The organism is Olsenella sp. An290, from assembly GCF_002159535.1.
Taxonomy (GTDB): Bacteria; Actinomycetota; Coriobacteriia; order Coriobacteriales; family Atopobiaceae; genus Thermophilibacter.
Map to the genome: position 1 here is coordinate 33,674 of NZ_NFIU01000003.1, position 19,728 is coordinate 53,401.

The window sequence follows — 19,728 nt, forward strand, 5'->3', positions numbered from 1 at the left end:
GCGGAGGTGACAGGGACGCTTGCCCGCGTCCTTCGCCGGGTCACGACGCGAGCTTGAACCCCATGCCCCAGACGGTCCTGAGGTAGGCGTCGGTGCCCGTTGCGCGGAGCTTGGCGCGGATGTTGGACACGTGGACGGCCACGACGGAGTCGTCCCCGGCAAAGGGCTCGCCCCACGCCAGCTCAAAGAGCTCGGACTTGGAGAAGACCTTGTTCGGCCGGCGCACGAGCGCCTCGAGGATGTTGAACTCGATCTTGGTGAGCGGGACGTCCCCGCCCGGTTCGCCGCCTGCGCCCGGCGCCACCGAGAGCGTGCGCGCCTCCGGGTCGAGCGACCAGCGGTGCCAGCGCAGCGCCTCGCCGGCCGCGGGCGCCTCGCCGCCGCGATGGCGCAGCTGCACCTCCACGCGCGCCGCCAGCTCGTCGAGGTCGAAGGGCTTGGTGAGATAGTCGTCCGCGCCGAGGCGAAGAAGCCCCACCCTATCGGCGGGCGTCGTGCGGGCGGAGATCACCACGATGGGCGTCGCCGCGTCGCGCCCGCGGATGAGGCCCACGAGCTCCTCGCCGGTGGCCCCGGGCAGCATGAGGTCGCAGACCACGACGTCGAACCCCGCGCCCTTCCCGTCCGCGCCGCCCAGGAGGAGCCGCGCCTCGGAGCCGGAGAACGCCTGCGTCACGGCGTGGCCGTCGCGGGAGAGCCGCGTCGTTACCACGTCGTTGATCGCCGCGTCGTCCTCTATGACCAGTACCCGTGCCATGCCTCTCCTCTCGTCAGCCCCATTGTGCCAAATCTCGGGACGGGCCGCCCCGGGGCACGTCGCGGCCGCGCGCGGCTGTTGTCTTGGCGCGAAGGGGCGCCGATTGCGCGGACGGGTCTGGAACGCAAGGCGTTTGGGTACCATGAATGGGCCCACAACCGTTCCGGAGGAACTCCATGCTCGAGCTCAACGACATCTGCAAACGCTACGTCACGACCGGCTTCACACAGGTCGCGCTCGACCACGTCTCCGTGGCCTTCCGCGACAGCGAGTTCGTGGCGGTGCTCGGCCCCTCCGGCTCCGGCAAGACCACGATGCTCAACATCGTGGGCGGCCTCGACCACTTCGACGAGGGCGACCTCGTGATCGACGGCATCCCCACGCGCAGGTACAAGGACCGGGACTGGGACGCCTACCGCAACAACCGCATCGGCTTCGTCTTCCAGAGCTACAACCTCATCCCGCACCAGACGGTCCTCGCCAACGTGGAGCTCGCGCTCACGCTCTCGGGCGTGGGACGCGCCGAGCGTCGCCAGCGCGCCCTCGACGCCCTCGCGCGCGTGGGCCTCGCCGACCACGTGAACAAGCGGCCGAGCCAGCTCTCCGGCGGGCAGATGCAGCGCGTGGCCATCGCCCGCGCCCTCATCAACGACCCGGAGATCCTGCTCGCCGACGAGCCCACGGGCGCCCTGGACTCGGCCACGTCCGTGCAGGTCATGGACCTGCTCAAGGAGGTGGCGCAGGACCGCCTCGTCATCATGGTCACGCACAACCCCGAGCTCGCGCACGCTTACGCCACGCGCATCGTGGAGCTCGCGGACGGCCACATCACCCACGACTCCGACCCCTTCGACCCGGCCACGGCGCCCCGCCGCGAGGCCAAGGCGTCCCGACGCACGTCCATGAGCTTCCTCACGGCGCTCGGCCTCTCGTTCAACAACCTCATGACCAAGAAGGGCCGCACCGTCATGACGGCCTTCGCGGGCTCGATCGGCATCATCGGCATCGCGGCGATCCTGGCGCTCGCCAACGGCGTGAACGGCTACATCGCACGCGTCGAGGAGGACACGCTCTCCAGCTACCCGCTCACCATCAGCAGACAGAGCATGGACATCTCGGGCATGCTCTCGGAGGACGCCATGGGCGGCGCGGCGGGCGAGGCGGCAGGGAGGGGCGGCGAGGAGGCGGCCGAGAAGAACTCCGGCTCCACCCAGATTCCCGAGTTCATGATGCTCACGGACATGTTCGCCTCCGTGGGGTCAAACGACCTCTCCGGCCTCAAGTCCTACCTCGAGGCCGGGCCCGAGGGGCTTGCCGAGAACGTGAACGCCATCCAGTACGACTACGGCCTCACGCCGCTCGTCTACAAGGCGGACACCTCGGGAGGCGTGACCCAGCTCAACCCCAACGCGCTCTCGACGGCCATGACGGGCGGCGCGTCCGGGACCGCCACGGCGGGCATGACGGCGGGCGGGATGTCCGTATTCAACGAGATGATCGACGACCAGGAGCTCCTCGAGTCCCAGTACGACGTCGTCGCCGGCCGCTGGGCCACCGCGGCGGACGAGTGCGTGCTCGTCCTCACGCGGAGCGGGCGCATCAGCGACTACACGCTCTACGGCATCGGCGTGCTCGATCCGGCCGAGCTCACGGAGATGGTGGGCAGTGCCATGAGCGGCACGGCGGGGGAGACGGACATCGACCAGGGGGAGGTCGACTTCACCTATGACGACGCGCTCGAGCTCTCCTTCAAGGTGATCGCCCCCACGGACGAGTACCGCAAGAACTCCGAGACCGGCGGCTGGACCAACATGTCCTCGGACGAGAAGTTCATGGCCGATGCCGTGAACAACGGTCTTGACCTGCACGTCGTGGGCGTGGTGCGCCCCAACGAGTCCTCTGACGCCAAGGCGCTCTCGGCCGGCATCGCCTACACGCCGGAGTTCACGCGCGAGCTCATGGACCGCGCCGCGAGCTCTCAGATCGTGCAGCAGCAGCTGGCGAGCCCCGAGGTCGACGTATTCACGGGCAAGAGCTTCGACACGCTCCAGGAGGAGGCGCGCCAGGGCGTTGACCTGGAGAGCCTCTTCACCGTGGACGAGGACCGGCTGCGCTCGGCCTTCTCGTTCGACACCTCGGGCATCGCGGAGGGCTTTGACCCGTCGGGGCTCGACCTCTCCGGCCTCTCCATTGACCTCTCGAGCGTGGCGGGCTCCGTCGACGTGGAGTCGCTCGTGGCGGGCGTTCCCGCGCCGGACTTCTCCGCGATTCTGGACCAGGAGCTCGCCGACCCGGCCCTCTCCACGGAGCAGCTCGAGGAGGTCACCACCCTGGGCGGCCAGCTCGCCCAGGACTTCGTGGCCTGGTGGGGCGCCAACGCCGGCGCCCTCGACCCCGAGGACCCCGACTTCGTTCAGAAGGTCTCCGACCACTTTGAGCAGTACCTCGCCACCGAGAACGCCCAGGCGCTCCTCACTCAGATCGACGCCGTGGCCGGTCCCGCCGTCCGCGAGCGCGTGGGACAGGTCGTGCGTGACTACGTCTCCGGCGACCTCGCGCCCTACCTCCAGGGCTTTCTCCAGAGCATGTCCTCGCAGATCAGCTCCGCCGTCTCCACGCAGCTGCAGTCCGCAATGACCGACGTCCTCTCCCAGTATGCGAGCCAGGCCGCCGCGAGCCTCTCGAGCCTTCAGGACGCGTTCTCGGTGGACGTCGACGCCCTCTCGAGCGCCGTCCAGTTCAACATGGACGCCGAGGACCTGACCTCGCTCATGGAGAGCTACGCCAACGCGAGCCAGCTCACCTACGACAACAACCTCCAGACGCTCGGCTACGCCACGCCCGACGACCCCGCGGCGATCCAGATCTACCCCAAGGACTTTGCGGCCAAGGAGCGCGTGGTGGGCATCATCGACGCGTACAACGAGCAGCAGCGCGCCGCCGGCAACGACGACGGCGTCATCACCTACACGGACTACATGGGCGTCATCATGGGCAGCGTGACCGACATCGTGAACATGATCTCCATCGTGCTCATCGCCTTCGTGAGCATCTCCTTAGTGGTGAGCTCCATCATGATCGGCATCATCACCTACATCTCCGTGCTCGAGCGCAAGAAGGAGATCGGCATCCTGCGCGCGATCGGCGCCTCCAGGCGCAACGTCGCGAGCGTCTTCAACGCCGAGACCTTCATCGAGGGCCTCATCTCCGGCCTCTTTGCCATCGCCGTGGTCGTGGGCGTCTCGATGCCGGTGAACGCCTGGGTGCTCGCGGACTTTGGCGTGGAGAACATCATGAGCCTGCCCTGGGGGTCCGCCGTCGCGCTCGTGGCCATCTCGGTGGGGCTCACGCTCGTGGCGGGCCTCATCCCCAGCTCGGCCGCCAGCCGCCGCGACCCGGTGGAGGCCCTCCGGAGCGAGTAGCGCGCCGCGCCGGCCGCATTTCGCGCTATGCTAGGGCCAAGGAGAGGAGCGCGCATGCTGCACAGGGACTACTTGACTGAGGTCGTGGGGGAGTTCGTCCAGGAGGTCTCCCGGGCGCTCCGCCGGGCCGTGGCGGGGGACGCCGACGGCGTTGCGGAGGCGGAGCGACAGGTGGGCGACATCCTGGAGCTCGACCCTAAGATCGCGCTCTCGCTCGCGCCCGACTCGCTCGTGACGATGGTCCTGCTCTCGGGCGTGGGCGACTCCGTGGCCTCCTACATCCGCTACGCGCTCGACCGCGTGGCCGATCTCTACGAGCGCGAGGGCAACACGGACCTAGCCGGGCTGAGGCGCCTTCAGGCGCGTGCGGTGGGGGAGTCCTTTGGGTGCGAGGGCGTGCCCGCGGAGTTCGAGGAGCTCGACGCCGAGCTCTTTGGGCGCGAGAGAGCGTCAGGCCGCCCGTGACGCGCTAGTAGCCGAGGGCGCGCAGGGTCGCGTCGTCGTTTCCGAAGTAGTGGCCGATCTCGTGGACCACGGTGCGGCGGACCTGCTCGCGGATGCTGAGGGCGGCCTCGTCCGGCTCGCCGAGGCCGAAGCAGCGCTCATGGGGCCCCTTGAAGATCGATATCACGTCCGGGAGCTCTCCCGAGCCGTAGAAGCTGTCGCGCTGGGTGATGGGCGTCCCCTCGTAGAGGCCGAGCACCTCGCTTCCCATGACCTCGGCATGGGCGTCGTCGACGGCGTCGAGCTGCTCGGGGCTCGGCTCGTCGGCGACGGTAAAGACCACGTTCTCGAGCTCGTCGATGAACTCGTCGGGAATCGCGTCGAGCGCGGCCTCCACGGCGTCCTCGAACTCCTCCTGCGTCAGCTCGTACATGCTTCCTCCCGACGTGGGTTGACTGGTGACGGGGCAGCCTGCCACAAGGATAGCAGGCTGCCCCGTCACCGGCGGTTCGCCCCCGAGGGCGCGACCCCTCCTGCTACTCGAGCTCGAAGGCGCCAGTATACAGCTGGTAGTACGTGCCGCGCCTGGCGATCAGCTCGTCGTGCGTGCCGCGCTCGATGATGCGGCCGTGGTCCAGGACGATGATGACGTCGGAGTTGCGCACCGTGGAGAGCCGGTGGGCGATCACGAACGTGGTGCGCCCCGTCATGAGCGCGTCCATGCCGCGCTGGACGATCGCTTCGGTGCGCGTGTCGATCGAGGACGTGGCCTCGTCGAGCACCATGACGGGCGGGTCGGCCACGGCCGCGCGGGCGATGGAGATGAGCTGGCGCTGGCCCTGGGAGAGGTTCGAGCCGTTGTCCGTGAGCATGGTCTCGTAGCCGTCCGGGAGACGCCGGATGAAGTCGTCGGCGCCGGCAAGGCGCGCCGCCGCCATGCACTCCTCGTCGGTGGCGTCGAGCCGTCCGTAGCGGATGTTGTCCATGACGGTGCCCGTGAACAGGTTCACGTCCTGAAGGACCACGCCGAGCGAGCGGCGCAGCGCGGGCTTCTTGATCTTGTTGATGTTGATCCCGTCGTAGCGGATCTTGCCGTCCTCGATGTCGTAGAAGCGGTTGATGAGGTTGGTGATCGTGGTCTTGCCCGCGCCCGTGGCGCCCACGAAGGCGACCTTCTGGCCCGGCTTGGCGTAGAGCGAGACGTCATGGAGCACGGTATGGCCCGGCTCGTAGCCAAAGTCCACGTCGAAGAGGCGCACGTCGCCGGCGAGCGGGGTGTAGGTGACCGAGCCGTCGGCGCTGTGCGGGTGGCGCCACGCCCACTGGCCGGCCCACCGCGGGTCGCGGCGGTCGCACTCGGCGACGGTGCCGTCGGGGGTCACGGTGCAGGCCACGAGGTCGACGTAGCCGCCGTCCTGCTCCACGGGCTCGTCGAGGAGCTCGAAGATGCGCTCGGCGCCCGCGAGGCCCATGACCACGGAGTTCACCTGGTTGGAGATCTGGCCGATCTGGTTGGCGAACTGCTTGGTCATGTTGAGGAAGGGCACCGCCACCGCGATCGTGAGCGACATGCCCGAGATGGACGGGTTGGGGGTACCCAGCACCAGGAAGACGCCGCTCGCCACGGCCACGATCACGTAGAGGAGGTTGCCCATGTTCATGAGGATCGGCATGAGCGTGTTGGCGTAGGAGTTGGCGGCGCGCGCGGCGGCCTCGTACTCGTCGTTAAGACGGTCGAAGGCCTCCTCGACCTGCGGCTCGTGGCAGAAGACCTTGACCACCTTCTCACCGTTCATGATTTCCTCGACGTGCCCCTCCACGGCCGCCACGGCGCGCTGGGTGCGCAGGAAGTTCTTGGCCGAGCGGCCGGCGAGCACCTTGGCGAGAAGGGCCATCACGACGGCGCCGCCCACGACCACGCAGGTGAGCGGGACGCTGTACCAGAGCATGATGCACCCCACGGAGACGAGCATGAGCAGCGTGAGGAACAGCTGCGGCAGCGACTGGGCGATCATCTGGCGCATCGCGTCGATGTCGTTGGTGTAGTAGCTCATGACGTCGCCGTGCTGGTGCGTGTCGAAGTACTTGATCGGCAGGTCCTGCATGTGGCCGAACATGAGGCAGCGGAACTTCTTGAGCGAGCCCTGCGTGATGATCGCCATGCACTGCTGCCACACGGCGTTGCAGACGAGGCTCGCAAAGTAGAGGAGAGCGAGCATCGCCGCGCTCGCGAAGACCTGCGGCTGCGCCGTGGCCCAGTCGCCCGACTCCCAGGTCTGGCCCACCACGGTGAGGGCGCGCTCCATGAAGACGTTGGGCATGGCCTGGACGACGCACTGCACGAGGATGCAGCAGGCCACGGCCGGCAGCATCACGGGATAGAAGCCGCGCAGCATCCTGAGGACGCGCAGGGCGGTCCGGCCCATGGACTTGGGAGCACGGCCGCGGTGCATGTTCCTACTCATCGGCGCTCACCTCCAGCTCCTCGAGCTCGCGCTCGTCGTGGCTCTGCTTGTTCTGGGAGAGGTAGACCTCGCGGTAGATGGGGTTCCTGGCCAGGAGCTCCTCGTGGGTGCCCACGTCGTTGATGCGCCCGGAGTCCATGACCACGATGCGGTCGGCGTCCTCGACGCTCGAGGTGCGCTGGGCGATGATGATCTTGGTGGTCTCGGGGAGGTAGGTCCTAAAGCCCTCGCGGATGAGGCGGTCGGTCTTGGTGTCGACGGCCGAGGTGGAGTCGTCCAGGATGAGGATCTTGGGGTGCTTGAGCAGGGCGCGCGCGATGCACAGGCGCTGCTTCTGGCCGCCGGAGACGTTGGTGCCGCCCTGCTCGATGTAGGTGTCGTACTTGTCCGGGAAGCCCTGGACGAACTCGTCGGCCTGGGCCAGGCGCGCGGCCTCCAGTATCTCGTCGTCGGTGGCGTCCGCCTTGCCCCAGCGCAGGTTCTCCTTGATGGTGCCCGAGAAGAGCACGTTCTTCTGGAGGACCATCGCCACGGCGTTGCGCAGCGTGTCGAGGTCGTAGTCGCGCACGTCGCGCCCGCCCACGCGCACGGTGCCCTCGGTCACGTCGTAGAGGCGGGGGACGAGCTGGACGAGCGTGGACTTGGCAGAGCCCGTGGAGCCGATGATGCCGATGACCTCGCCGCTTCTGATGTGCAGGTCCACCTCGCGCAGGGCCTCGCGGTCCTTGTCGCCGCGATAGGAGAAGCCCACGTGGTCAAAGTCGATCGAGCCGTTGGCCACCTCGAAGACGGGCTCCTCGGGCTGGGCGATCGTCGTCTTTGCGTCGAGCACCTCGAAGATGCGCCGCGCGTTCTCCTCGCTCATGACCACCTGGGCAAAGATCATCGAGAGCATCATGAGCTGCATGAGCATCATGAAGCCGTAGGTGATGAGGGAGGAGAACTGCCCCACGTCGAGCTGGGCCCCCTGGGTGGTGACGATGGCGTAGGAGCCCGCGTAGATCACAAAGACCATGACGGTGTAGATGCAGAAGTTCATGATCGGCGCGTTGAGCGCGAGGATGCGCTCGGCGTAGGTGAAGTCGTTCTGGACCTCGGTCGCGGCGCGCTCGTACTTCTCCTTCTCGTAGTCCTCGCGAACGTAGCTCTTGACCACGCGAATGCCGGCGAGGTTCTCCTCGGCGCGCTCGTTGATGGCATCGTACTTGCGGAAGATGCGCCGGAAGATCGGGACGACCTTGCGGATCACGCCGAAGAGCGCCAGCGCAAGGACCGGGATGATCACCACGAACACGAGCGCGAGCCAGCCGGCCATGTTCCACGCCGCGATGAAGGCGAGCACGAGCATGAAGGGGGAGCGGATCGCCGTGCGGATGAGCATCATGTAGGCCATCTGGACGTTCATGACGTCGGTGGTGATGCGCGTCACGAGCGAGGAGCTCGAGAAGCGGTCGATGACGGCGAAGGAGAAGGTCTGGATGTTGTAGAACATGTCCTTGCGGAGGTTCTTGGCAAAGCCGGTGGACGCCTTCGCGCAGGTGAGGCCGGCCGCCGCGCCAAAGGCGAGCGAGACGAGCGCCATGAGGGCGAGGACGCCGCCCGTGGAGACGATCTGGCTCAGGTCGGCGCCGCCCTTGATGGCGTCGATGAGGTCGGCCGTGTAGAGCGGGATCATGACCTCAAAGACCACCTCGCCGAGCACGAGCAGGGGAGTGACGATGGTGGCGGCCCTGTACTGGCGCACGCTGCCCATGAGCCTGCGCCCGACCGTGCCGTAGCCCACGTGCGAGGCGGTCTTCACGAAGTCCTCGCCCACGTCTGGCTTCTGCGGGAGAATGCTCATCGAGCCTCACCCCTCTCCGTCCCGAGGTCCGGCTCCGAGCGGCGGTCGCGCTCCTGCGCCTCAAGCTCGAGCCAGCGCGCCGCCACGTGGTCGAGCGTGTCGGCGAGCCGCTCGCGCTCGGAGGGCTCGAGGCAGTCGAAGGCGCGCGCCTCGAACTCGGCGCGGGTGCGAACGATCTCCCGTGCGCGGCGCAGGCCCTCCTCGGTGAGCGTGACGGTGAGCTGCCGACGGTCCGTCTCCGAGCGCTCGCGCGCGACGAGGCCCTCGGCCTCGAGCTTGGAGATGACCTCGGAGAGGGAGGCGGAGGTGATGCACGACGCCTCCTGCAGGTCGCGCTGGGTCATCGTGCCGCCGTGGGAGAGCAGCTCAACGAGGATGTGCTGCTTCCCGTTGCGCCCGCCCCAGTGCACGTGAAGATAGTAGCCAAAGTACCCGAAGCTGCGCAGGATGCGCCGCTCGGCCCCCTGGTCGCCCCTCTGGGTCCCTGTCTCGCACACGAGGGACTCCTTTCGTCATAGTCTGCATAACGAGTCAACTCTGCTCCCACCCGCCCGAGATGTCAAGGTACCATGCAGTTTGACCCGTTTGGGGGACCGCCCCCAGCCGTGCGCGTCTCAAAAGCGAGCGGCCCCGGCGTTCTGGAGGAACGCCGGGGCCGCTCGCATGCGGTGTCCTTCTGTTTACTCGAGCTCGAAGGCGCCGGTGTAGAGCTGGTAGTAGGTCCCTCTCTTGGCGATCAGCTCGTCGTGCGTGCCGCGCTCGATGATGCGGCCGTGGTCGAGCACGATGATCGCGTCCGAGTTGCGCACCGTGGAGAGCCGGTGGGCGATCACGAACGTGGTGCGCCCCGTCATGAGCGCGTCCATGCCGCGCTGGACGATCGCTTCGGTGTGGGTGTCGATCGAGGACGTGGCCTCGTCGAGGATCATCACCGGCGGGTCGGCCACGGCGCAGCGCGCAATGGAGAGCAGCTGGCGCTGGCCCTGGGAGAGGTTCGAGCCGTTGTCCGTGAGCATGGTGTCGTAGCCCTCGGGCAGGCGCTTGATGAAGCCGTCCGCGCCCACGAGGCGCGCCGCCGCCATGCACTCCTCGTCGGTGGCGTCGAGCCGCCCGAAGCGGATGTTGTCCATGACGGTGCCTGTGAAGAGGTTCACGTCCTGGAGCACGATGCCAAGGGAGCGCCGCAGGTCCGGCTTCTTGATCTTGTTGATGTTGATGCCGTCGTAGCGGATCTTGCCGTCCTCGATGTCGTAGAAGCGGTTGATGAGGTTGGTGATCGTGGTCTTGCCCGCGCCCGTGGCGCCCACGAAGGCGACCTTCTGGCCCGGCTTGGCCCACACGCTCACGTCGTGCAGGACCGTGTGGCCCTTGCGGTAGGCAAAGTCCACGTCGAGGAGGCGCACGTCGCCGGTGAGCGGGGTGTAGGTGAGCGAGCCGTCCCCGTGCGGGTGGCGCCACGCCCACTGGCCGGCCCACTGCGGGTCGCGGCGGTCGCACTCGGCGACAGTGCCGTCGGGGGCCACGGTGCAGGCCACGAGCTCCACGTAGCCCTCGTCGTGCTCTGCGGGCTCGTCCATGAGCTCGAAGATGCGCTCGGCGCCCGCGAGGCCCATGACCACGGAGTTGATCTGCTGCGAGATCTGGCCGATCTGACCGGCGAACTGCTTGGTCATGTTGAGGAACGGCACCGTGACGGCGATCGAGAAGGGCAGGCCCGAGATGGAGAGGTTGGGCACGCCGGCCTCGATGAACACGCCGCCCACGAGCGCCACGACCACGTAGATGAGGTTGCCGAGGTTCATGAGGATGGGGCCGAGCGTGTTGGTGTACATGTTCGCCGCGCGGCTCGCCTCGAACAGGCGCCGGTTGCGGACGTCGAAGTCCTCCTGGGCGGCCTCCTCGTGGCAGAAGACCTTGACCACGCGCTGGCCGTTCATGACCTCCTCGACGTGGCCCTCGACGATGCCGATCTCCTTCTGCTGCGCCACGAAGTTGCGGGCGGAGCGGCCGCCGAGCTGCTTGGTCATGTAGGCCATGAAGAGCACGCCGGCCACGATGACCAGGCACATCCACACGCTGTAGTAGACCATGACGGCGACGACCGAGCAGCACGTGACAAAGGTGAGCGTGATGTTGGGCAGCGACTGGCCGATCATCTGGCGCAGGGCGTCGATGTCGTTGGTGTAGTGGCTCATGATGTCGCCGCGCTGGTGCTGGTCGAAGTAGCTGATCGGCAGGTCCTGCATGTGGCCGAAGAGGCGCTCGCGGAACTTCTCGAGCGAGCCCTGCGTGATGACGGCCATCGCGCGGGTCCAGGTGAAGTTGAGGGCGAGCGAGACCACGTAGATGCCGACGAGCGTGAGCACGAGCGAGGTCACCTTGCCGGCGACGGCCCCCCAGTCGCCGCCCTCCCAGTTGGCGGTCACGATCTCGAGCGTGCGCTGCATGAACGTGGCGGGCAGGGCCGAGAGCACGGCGGACACCACGATGCAGAGGACCACGAGGGGCAGCATCTTTGGATAGAACGAGAAGAGCGTTCTGATGAGGCGGGAGAGCGTCTTGCCGCGGCCGCCGCGGCGGCGCGGGCGCTCGACCTGGCGGCCGGCGACGTTCTGGCGCTCCGGCTCGCGCTCGGGCTCGGTCGGCTGGTTGGAGCCGGTGACACTTGCGAGGACGTTCTCGGCGGAGTTGCTGCTAGCGGACATCGGCCTCACCTCCCTTCGCGGTCGCGCCGGGCACGGGCGCGTCGTCCTTCTCGGCCCTCGCGTCCTTCTCGCCCTCCTGGCTCGTGCGGCTCTGCGCGAGGTAGGTGTCGCGGTAGAACGGGCAGCTCTCGATCAGCTCCTCGTGGGTGCCGAGACCGGCGATGTGACCGTTGTCCAGCACGAGGATGCGGTCGGCGTCCTGCACCGAGCTCACGCGCTGGGCGATGATGATCTTGGTGGCGTCGGGCAGGTAGGTCTTGAGGCCCTCGCGGATGAGCGCGTCGGTCTTGGTGTCGACGGCCGAGGTGGAGTCGTCCAGGATCAGCACCTTGGGGCGCTTGAGCAGGGCGCGCGCGATGCACAGGCGCTGCTTCTGGCCGCCGGAGACGTTGGTGCCGCCCTGCTCGATGTAGTAGTCGTACTGCTTGGGCAGGCCCTGGATGAACTCGTCGGCCTGCGCGAGCTTGCAGACCTCCACGAGCTCGTCGTAGGTCGCGTCGGGGTTGCCCCAGCGCAGGTTCTCCTTGATGGTGCCCGAGAAGAGCACGTTCTTCTGCAGCACCACGGCCACGTTGTTGCGCAGGAACTCGAGGTCGTAGTCGCGCACGTCCACGCCGCCGACCTTCACGGAGCCCTCGGTGACGTCGTAGAGGCGGCTGATGAGGTTCACGAGCGAGGTCTTGGCAGATCCCGTGCCGCCCATGACGCCGATCGTCTCGCCGCTTCTGATGTGCAGGTCGATCTCTGCGAGGGCGCGGTGCTCGGCCTTCTCGGAGTACTTGAAGGTAACGTGGTCGAAGTCGATCGAGCCGTCGCGCATCTCGGTCTCGGGGTGGGCGGGGTTCTTGATCGTGGGCTCGGTGGTGAGGACCTCGCAGATGCGCTCGGCGCTCTCCTGGGCCATCGTGATCATGGCGAAGACCATCGAGACCATCATGAGGGCCATGAGGATCATGAAGCCGTAGGTGGTGAGCGCGGAGAGCTGGCCCACGTTCAGCAGGCTGCCGCGGCTGGAGATGATGAGGTAGCTGCCGAACTGCAGCACCACGGCAAAGACGGCATAGACCGCGAAGTTCATCATCGGCGTGTTGAGCGCGAGGATCTTCTCGGCGCGGGTGAAGTCGGCGCAGACGTCCTGGGCGGCGCGGCCGAACTTCTCCTTCTCATAGTCCTGGCGCACGTAGCTCTTGACGTCGCGCATGCCGGTGACGTTCTCCTCGATGGACTCGTTGAGGGCGTCGTACTTGTGGAAGACCGAGCGGAAGATCGGGTGCACGGTGCGGATGACCTTGTAGAGGCCAAAGCCCAGGATCGGCACGATGACCACAAAGACGAGCGCCAGCGGGCCCGCCATGATGAACGACATCACGATGCCCGCGAGCAGAAGGAACGGGCAGCGGATGGCGGTGCGGATGACCATCATGTAGGCGAGCTGCACGTTGGTGATGTCCGTGGTGAGGCGCGTCACGAGCGAGCTCGACGAGAACTGGTCGATGTTGGCGAAGCTGAAGCGCTGCACCGCGGCGAAGGCGTCGTGGCGCAGGTTCATGGCAAGGCCGCACGAGGCCTGGCTGCACGTGACGCCGGCTCCGATGCCAAAGGCGAGCGACGCGAGCGCCATGGCCACGAGGACGCCCGCGTAGGGCAGCAGCTTGGGCAGGCCCGCGCCGGCCTGGATCGAGTTGATGAGCTGGGCGGTCACAAACGGGATCGCCACCTCCATCACGACCTCGCCGGAGACGATGATCGGCGTGGCGACCGACGCCCCCTTGAACTCGCGGATGCTCTTCGCGAGCGTCCGGACGACCTCGCGCCCGCTCATGCCCGCTTCTTCTCTCTGCTTTCGTTTCATGTGACTCCTTTCGACAAGGAGTCATTGTGCGACGCCGCGGGGGAGCTTTCAAGGTACCGTGCGATTTATCTCACGGTACCTAACAAAATCTGCACCTTACGTCATCGGCGTGGGGCGGGGTGCGGGGCGCGGCGGCGCCGGCGCCCCTTCAGAACGCCCGGCCCCTGGGGCTCTCCTGACATGTAAAGGAGGAAATGGGCAGGTCGGGAGTGTGGGCTTACAAACGATGGCTTCTGTAAGGAGCTCTGTAAGCCCAACGTAAGGCGCTGTCAGCCTCCTGTAATGCATCGGAAACGTTGCGGGGGCGGTGGTGGGGGCGTCCTAGGATGCCACTTGAAACGGCCCGGCATGCGCACGGGTCACATCCTTGGGAAGGAGAAACATGTCTGATCTCTCTCGTCGTCAGTTCCTCGGCCTCACCGGCGCCGTCGCCGCCGTGGCCGGCCTCGGCCTCGCTGGCTGCGGCTCCACCACCGAGCCCTCGGGTGACGACGCAACCTCCACGCTGACCGGCTCGATCTCCTGCTCCGGCGCCACCTCGTTCCAGCCGCTCGTGGAGAAGGCCTCCGACGCCTTCTGCGAGGCCAACCCGGACGTCTCCATCGCCATCGCCGCCGGCGGCTCCGGCCAGGGCCTCTCCCAGATCGCCGAGGGCTCCGTGCAGATCGGCCGCTCCGACGTCTACGCCGAGACCAAGCTCGAGCCCGAGCAGTGCGAGGGCCTCGTTGACAACCAGGTCTGCATCGTGGGCATGGGCCCGATCGTGAACGCTGGCGTTGACGTCGACGACCTCACGCTCGACCAGCTCAAGGGCATCTTCCTCGGCCAGATCACCGACTGGTCCGAGGTCGGCGGCACCGCGGGCGCCATCCAGGTCATCCAGCGCGAGGCCGGCTCCGGCACCCGCGCCACCTTCGAGGACGCCGTCCTCGCCGGCGAGGCCGCCCCGGACAGCTTCCGCCCGGTCGCCGAGGTCGACTCCTCGGGCACCGTCGTCGAGCAGGTCGCCGCGACCGAGGGCTCCATCTCCTACGTCGCCTTCAACTACATGGAGGGCGACGGCATCAAGGCCCTCACCGTCGACGGCGTCGAGCCCACCCAGGAGAACGTCGAGAGCGGCGACTTCACCATCTGGGCCTACGAGCACATGTACACCCGAGAGGACGAGGACGAGTCCACGGCTCCCGTGACCAAGGCCTTCATCGAGTTCATGATGTCCGACGACTTCGCCGCCACGGTGGTGGAGGAGGGCTTCATCCCGATGGGCAACATGAAGGTCAAGAAGGACGCCGACGGCACCATCTCCGCCGCGTAGCGACACCTGCCCTCCCTGGTGGCGGCATCCCTCGCACGGGGGATGCCGCCATCTCCCTGACCTGACGAGAAAGGCTCCTCCATGGCACACCTCATGCCCAAGCGGAGGCTCGAGAACATCGGCCTGTCCATCACAGGCCTCTGCGTCGCGCTCGTCGCGCTCGTCGTCGTCACGCTGATCTTCATGGTGGCCCAGCAGGGCCTCACCACCTTCTTCGTGGACGGCGTCAACCCGATCGAGTTCCTCTTCGGACAGAACTGGATCCCCGAGCAGGAGCGCTACGGCGCGCTGCCCATGATCGTGGGGTCCTTCTCAGTCACGCTGCTCTCGACCCTCTTTGCCCTGCCCATCGCGATCGGCTCGGCGATCTTCGTCGTTGAGGTCGCGCCCGGCTTTGGCCGCCGCGTCTTTCAGCCCTTCATCGAGCTGCTCGTGGGCATCCCCTCGGTCGTCTACGGCGTCCTCGGCCTCTACGTGATCAACTCGCTGATCAAGGCCATCTTCGGCGAGGCGGCGCCCACGGGCGCGGGCATCCTTTCCGGCTCGATCGTGCTGGCGATCATGATCCTCCCCACGATCACCACGCTCTCGATGGACGCCCTGCGCGCGGTGCCCAACCAGTACCGCGAGGGCTCCTACGCCCTTGGCTGCACGCGCTGGCAGACCACCTGGCACGTGGTCCTCAAGAGCGCGCTGCCCTCGCTCATGACGGCCGTCATCCTGGGCATGACCCGCGCCTTCGGCGAGACCCTTGCCGTCCAGATGGTCATCGGCGGCGTCGAGCGCTCCATGCCGACCGGCCTTCTCGACCCGGCCTCCACGCTCACCGCGGCCCTCACGGCGGGCCTCTCCAACGCCACCTCGGGCTCGGTCTACTACCACGCCCTCTGGTCGCTCGGCCTCATCCTTCTCGTCATGTCGCTCGTCTTCATCATGATCATCCACCTGATCGGTAGGAAGGGGGCGAAGGCCAATGGCTAGCGAGCTCTCCCGCACGGACCTCCTCGACGCGCACGTCCGGCGCATCGATCGGCAGGACAAGATCGCCACCGGCGTCCTCACCGCCATCGTGGGCCTCGTGATGCTGCTCGTCGTGGCCATCATCGCCTACATCCTGGTCCGCGGCGCCGGCCGCGCGCTCACGCCGGGCTTCCTCACCAACCCCTACAACGACGACGTCGTCGCCGGCATCGTCTACCAGCTGTGGGACTCGTTCTACCTTCTGATCGTCACGCTCGTCATCTCGGTGCCCATCTCGCTGGGCGCGGCCATCTTCCTCGTGGAGTACGCGCCCGACAACTGGGTGACCGCGGCGGCCAAGACGGCCATCGAGACGCTCTCGAGCCTGCCCTCGATCGTCGTCGGCATGTTTGGCTCGCTCTTCTTCGTGGTGACGCTCGGCTGGAAGATCTCCATTCTCGCCGGCGCCTGCGCCCTCACGATGTTCAACATCCCCATCCTCGTGCGCACCATCCAGCAGGCGCTCGAGGACGTGCCCCGCAGCCAGCGCGACGCCGCGCTCGCCATGGGCCTCACGCGCTGGGAGACCACCATCAACGTGCTGCTCCCGGCCGCCATGCCGGCCATCGTCACGGGCATCGTGCTCTCGGCCGGGCGCGTCTTCGGCGAGGCGGCGGCGCTCATCTTCACCGCGGGCTCGGCCCCGGCGCGCCTGAACTTCGCCAACCCGTTCAACTTCATGAGCCCGACCTGCCCCTTCAACATCTTCCGGCCCGCCTGCTCGCTCGCCGTCTACATCTGGCGCCTCACCTCCGAGCCCACGGCCGGCTCCACCGAGATCGTCTGGGGCACCGCCACGGTCCTTCTCGTCTGCGTGCTCCTGTTCAACCTGCTTGCCCGTCTGCTCGGCAAGCTCCTCTCGAGGAGGCTGACCGCCGAATGACCGACATCACCACCTCCCGGACGACCTCCGGCCGGCCCCTGCTCTTCACCCGTGACGTGACGGTCACCTACGACCTTGCGCACGAGGCGCTCCACAAGACGAGCCTCTCCTTCGAGGCGGGCCAGGTAACGGCCCTTATCGGCCCGTCGGGCTGCGGCAAGTCCACGTTCCTGCGCTGCCTCAACCTCATGAACCGCGAGATTCCCAAGTGCTCCGTCGGGGGAGAGATCCACTATCACGGGCATGACATCAACACGCCCAAGGAGAACCTCTTCGAGCTGCGCAAGTCCATCGGCATGGTCTTCCAGCAGCCCACGCCGTTTCGCAAGTCCATCCGCGAGAACATCCTCTTTGCGCCCAAGAAGCACGGTCGCGTCCGCACCAAGGCGGAGGAGGACGAGCTTGTGGAGACGTCGCTTCGCCAGGCGGCGCTCTGGGACGAGGTGAAGGACAAGCTCCGCCAGTCCGCCCACGCCCTCTCCGGCGGCCAGCAGCAGCGCCTCTGCATCGCGCGCACCCTGGCCATGAAGCCGGACGTGGTCCTCTTCGACGAGCCCTGCTCGGCGCTCGACCCCATCTCCACCTTTGCCATCGAGGAGACCATCCGCGACATCGCCTCCACGGGCATCTGCGAGATCATCGTCACGCACAACATGGAGCAGGCCACGCGCGTCTCCGACCGCACCGCCTTCTTCTACGTGGGCGACATGGTCGAGACGGGTCCCACGCAGCAGATCTTCTCGGACCCGCACGACCAGCGCCTCATCGACTATCTGACGGGCCGCTTCGGCTAGGAGGGGAGGAACATGGACACGAGCAACCTCAGCGGCTCCCACCGCGGCATCGCGGACGCCGAGACGGCGATCTCAATCCGCGACTTCAACCTGTGGTACGGGGACTTCCAGGCCCTGAAGGGCATCAACCTGGAGATCCCCCGGAACCGCGCCACCGCCTTCATCGGCCCGTCCGGATGCGGCAAGTCGACGCTGCTGCGCACGTTCAACCGCATGTGCGACTTTGTCGAGTCCGTGCGCACCGAGGGCACGATCGAGTTTGACGGGAAGGACATCTTCCAGATGGACGCCAACGCCCTGCGCGTCTACGTGGGCATGGTGTTCCAGCACCCCAACCCGTTCCCCATGAGCATCCGGGAGAACATCCTCTACGGGCCCCGGCGCCAGCGTCGCGTCTCCAAGGCCGAGGGCGACGAGATCTGCGAGCGCTGCCTCACGCGCGCCGCGCTCTGGGACGAGGTCAAGGACAAGCTCGACAAGAGCGGCCTCGGCCTCTCGGGCGGCCAGCAGCAGCGCCTCTGCATCGCGCGCGCCCTGGCCACCGACCCCGAGATCTTGCTCATGGACGAGCCCACCTCGGCCCTCGACCCCATCTCGACGAGTATGGTCGAGCAGCTCATGGGCGAGCTCGCGGTCGACCACACGGTGGTCGTCGTGACCCACAACATGCAGCAGGCCACGCGCGTGGCGGACAAGACCGCCTTCTTCTATCTGGGCGAGCTCGTCGAGGAGGGCCCCACGCGGGAGCTCTTCGGCAACCCCCGCCAGCAGCGCACGCAAGAGTATCTCTCAGGGAGGTTCAGCTAATGGTCATCAGCACCCGAACCAAGTTCACCGAGCAGCTCGACGAGGTCGAGGGCTACATCAGGCGCTTTGGCGAGAAGACCGTCGCGGACGTGCGCGCCGCGGGCCTTGCGGCCACGGGCGACAAGGGCGCGGCCGGCGGCGTCATGGGCGGCCGCAAGGCGGAGGACCGCCTGCGCTCCGCCATCGAGAACACCTGCCTCGACATCATGCTCCTCCAGCAGCCCCTCATCGGCGAGGACCTGCGCTTTGTGAGCGGCGCCTTCCGCATGGTGAGCGACCTCTCGCACATCGACTCCATGACGCGCGACGCGGTCTTTCTCGTCGAGGAGATTCCCGAGAAGGCGGCCAGCAAGCTCGAGGGGGAGTTCCGCAAGCTGAGCGAGGGCGCGGCCGACATGGTCGACAAGGCCGTGCGCGCCTTCTGCGCTGCCGACGTCGAGCTCGCGCAGCAGGTCATGGAGGCGGACGCGGCCGTGAACGAGCTCTACGCCACCGCCGAGGAGAAGCTCGTCTCGCTCATCCGCGACGGCAAGCCCTCCGCGCAGTCCCTGCCGGAGCTCCTCATGGTGGCCAAGTACTTCGAGCGCATGGGCGACCTCGCCAAGCGCATCGCCGCCTGGGCGGTCTTCCGCGTGACCGGCGAGCACACCGTCGCCGAGAAGGCAAGCCACCTGCAGGCGGCCCAGGAGCAGTAGTAGGATAGGGGAGAGAGGGACGACGTTTGGAGGAGTGCGGCGTGGTCTACTACGTGGAGGACGACAAGAACATCAGGGAGCTCACGGTCTATGCGCTTGGCCAGGGAGGCATCGAGGCCCGGGGCTGCGCGGATGACGCCGAGTTCCGCCGGGCCTGCGCCGAGCGCCGACCCGACGCCGTCCTTCTTGACATCATGCTCCCCGACACCGACGGTCTCGAGATCCTGACGCGCCTGCGCCGGACGCCGGGCCTCTCCAACGTCCCCGTGATGATGCTCACCGCCAAGGACACCGAGCTCGACACCGTGAAGGCGCTCGACTCCGGGGCCGACGACTACCTCTCCAAGCCCTTCGGGATGATGGAGATGGTGAGCCGCACCCGCGCCCTCCTGCGCCGCGCCGGCCGCGAGCAGGCCGCGCAGGAGGAGCCGAGCTCGCTTGTGTCCGGCGACGTCTGCCTCTGGCCCGACCGCCGCGAGGTCACGGCCGGCGGGCGCGAGGTCCAGCTCACCATGCGCGAGTTCGACCTCCTGGAGTTCCTCATGCGCTCGCCCGGCGTGGTCTTCTCGCGCGAGACCCTCCTCCAGCGCGTCTGGGGCTGGGACTTCGACGGGGGCTCGCGCACCGTCGACGTTCACGTGCAGCAGATCCGCGCCAAGCTCGGTGACTCCTCCGACCTCATCGAGACCGTCCGCGGCGTGGGCTACCGCGTCCGGGGATAGGCGG

16 protein-coding genes are annotated in these 19,728 nt (G+C 67.3%); 9 read left to right on the forward strand and 7 right to left on the reverse strand.

What is annotated here, in order from left to right:
• Positions 1 to 40: 40 nt before the first annotated feature.
• Complete coding sequence (locus B5F84_RS02935; RefSeq protein ID WP_087320574.1) at positions 41 to 757, reverse strand: response regulator transcription factor; 717 nt, start codon at positions 755 to 757, stop codon at positions 41 to 43.
• 176 nt (positions 758 to 933) lie between these two features.
• Between B5F84_RS02935 and B5F84_RS02940 the strand changes: the two genes are divergently transcribed.
• Both B5F84_RS02940 and B5F84_RS02945 read left to right on the forward strand, forming a co-directional pair.
• Positions 934 to 4,179, forward strand: a complete 3,246-nt coding sequence (locus B5F84_RS02940) for an ABC transporter ATP-binding protein/permease (RefSeq protein WP_087320577.1) — start codon at positions 934 to 936, stop codon at positions 4,177 to 4,179.
• Positions 4,180 to 4,233: 54 nt separating this feature from the next.
• On the forward strand, positions 4,234 to 4,644 hold the full coding sequence (locus tag B5F84_RS02945; protein WP_087320579.1) for a hypothetical protein: 411 nt from the start codon (positions 4,234 to 4,236) through the stop codon (positions 4,642 to 4,644).
• A gap of 4 nt (positions 4,645 to 4,648) precedes the next feature.
• Here the strand turns inward: B5F84_RS02945 and B5F84_RS02950 are convergent, their stop codons facing one another.
• From B5F84_RS02950 to B5F84_RS02975, 6 genes are all read right to left on the reverse strand, one after another.
• Positions 4,649 to 5,056, reverse strand: a complete 408-nt coding sequence (locus tag B5F84_RS02950) for a metallopeptidase family protein (RefSeq protein WP_087320582.1) — start codon at positions 5,054 to 5,056, stop codon at positions 4,649 to 4,651.
• 103 nt (positions 5,057 to 5,159) lie between these two features.
• Complete coding sequence (locus tag B5F84_RS02955) at positions 5,160 to 7,088, reverse strand: ABC transporter ATP-binding protein (protein WP_087320585.1); 1,929 nt, start codon at positions 7,086 to 7,088, stop codon at positions 5,160 to 5,162.
• On the reverse strand, positions 7,081 to 8,841 hold the full coding sequence (locus B5F84_RS02960; RefSeq protein ID WP_087320890.1) for an ABC transporter ATP-binding protein: 1,761 nt from the start codon (positions 8,839 to 8,841) through the stop codon (positions 7,081 to 7,083). Before B5F84_RS02960 ends, B5F84_RS02955 begins: the two co-directional genes overlap by 8 nt.
• An 86-nt stretch (positions 8,842 to 8,927) precedes the next feature.
• Positions 8,928 to 9,428 (reverse strand): MarR family transcriptional regulator, encoded by a 501-nt coding sequence (locus B5F84_RS02965; protein ID WP_087320586.1) that lies wholly within the window; start codon positions 9,426 to 9,428, stop codon positions 8,928 to 8,930.
• Between the two features lie 183 nt (positions 9,429 to 9,611).
• Positions 9,612 to 11,636, reverse strand: a complete 2,025-nt coding sequence (locus B5F84_RS02970; RefSeq protein WP_087320589.1) for an ABC transporter ATP-binding protein — start codon at positions 11,634 to 11,636, stop codon at positions 9,612 to 9,614.
• On the reverse strand, positions 11,626 to 13,488 hold the full coding sequence (locus B5F84_RS02975; protein WP_204205487.1) for an ABC transporter ATP-binding protein: 1,863 nt from the start codon (positions 13,486 to 13,488) through the stop codon (positions 11,626 to 11,628). The genes B5F84_RS02970 and B5F84_RS02975 overlap by 11 nt, the downstream gene beginning before the upstream one ends.
• A 382-nt stretch (positions 13,489 to 13,870) precedes the next feature.
• Here B5F84_RS02975 and B5F84_RS02980 point away from each other — a divergent pair, with 382 nt between their 5' ends.
• From B5F84_RS02980 to B5F84_RS03010, 7 genes are all read left to right on the forward strand, one after another.
• Positions 13,871 to 14,803, forward strand: coding sequence for a phosphate ABC transporter substrate-binding protein PstS family protein (locus tag B5F84_RS02980; protein WP_087320595.1), 933 nt, complete (start codon positions 13,871 to 13,873; stop codon positions 14,801 to 14,803).
• Between the two features lie 81 nt (positions 14,804 to 14,884).
• Complete coding sequence (gene pstC / locus B5F84_RS02985; RefSeq protein ID WP_087320598.1) at positions 14,885 to 15,784, forward strand: phosphate ABC transporter permease subunit PstC; 900 nt, start codon at positions 14,885 to 14,887, stop codon at positions 15,782 to 15,784.
• A complete protein-coding gene (pstA, locus tag B5F84_RS02990; RefSeq protein ID WP_087320601.1) occupies positions 15,777 to 16,706 on the forward strand; it encodes a phosphate ABC transporter permease PstA in 930 nt (309 codons plus the stop codon). Before pstC ends, pstA begins: the two co-directional genes overlap by 8 nt.
• Positions 16,703 to 17,500 (forward strand): phosphate ABC transporter ATP-binding protein, encoded by a 798-nt coding sequence (locus B5F84_RS02995; RefSeq protein WP_087320603.1) that lies wholly within the window; start codon positions 16,703 to 16,705, stop codon positions 17,498 to 17,500. The genes pstA and B5F84_RS02995 overlap by 4 nt, the downstream gene beginning before the upstream one ends.
• Positions 17,501 to 17,512: 12 nt before the next feature.
• Positions 17,513 to 18,307 carry a phosphate ABC transporter ATP-binding protein PstB gene (pstB, locus tag B5F84_RS03000; protein WP_087320606.1) on the forward strand — a complete coding sequence of 265 codons (795 nt, stop codon included), beginning with the start codon at positions 17,513 to 17,515 and terminating at the stop codon, positions 18,305 to 18,307.
• Entirely contained in the window at positions 18,307 to 19,002 is a 696-nt protein-coding gene (locus B5F84_RS03005) for a PhoU domain-containing protein (RefSeq protein WP_087320609.1), read from the forward strand. The genes pstB and B5F84_RS03005 overlap by 1 nt, the downstream gene beginning before the upstream one ends.
• Positions 19,003 to 19,043: 41 nt before the next feature.
• Positions 19,044 to 19,724 carry a response regulator transcription factor gene (locus tag B5F84_RS03010; protein WP_087320891.1) on the forward strand — a complete coding sequence of 227 codons (681 nt, stop codon included), beginning with the start codon at positions 19,044 to 19,046 and terminating at the stop codon, positions 19,722 to 19,724.
• Positions 19,725 to 19,728: the final 4 nt, after the last annotated feature.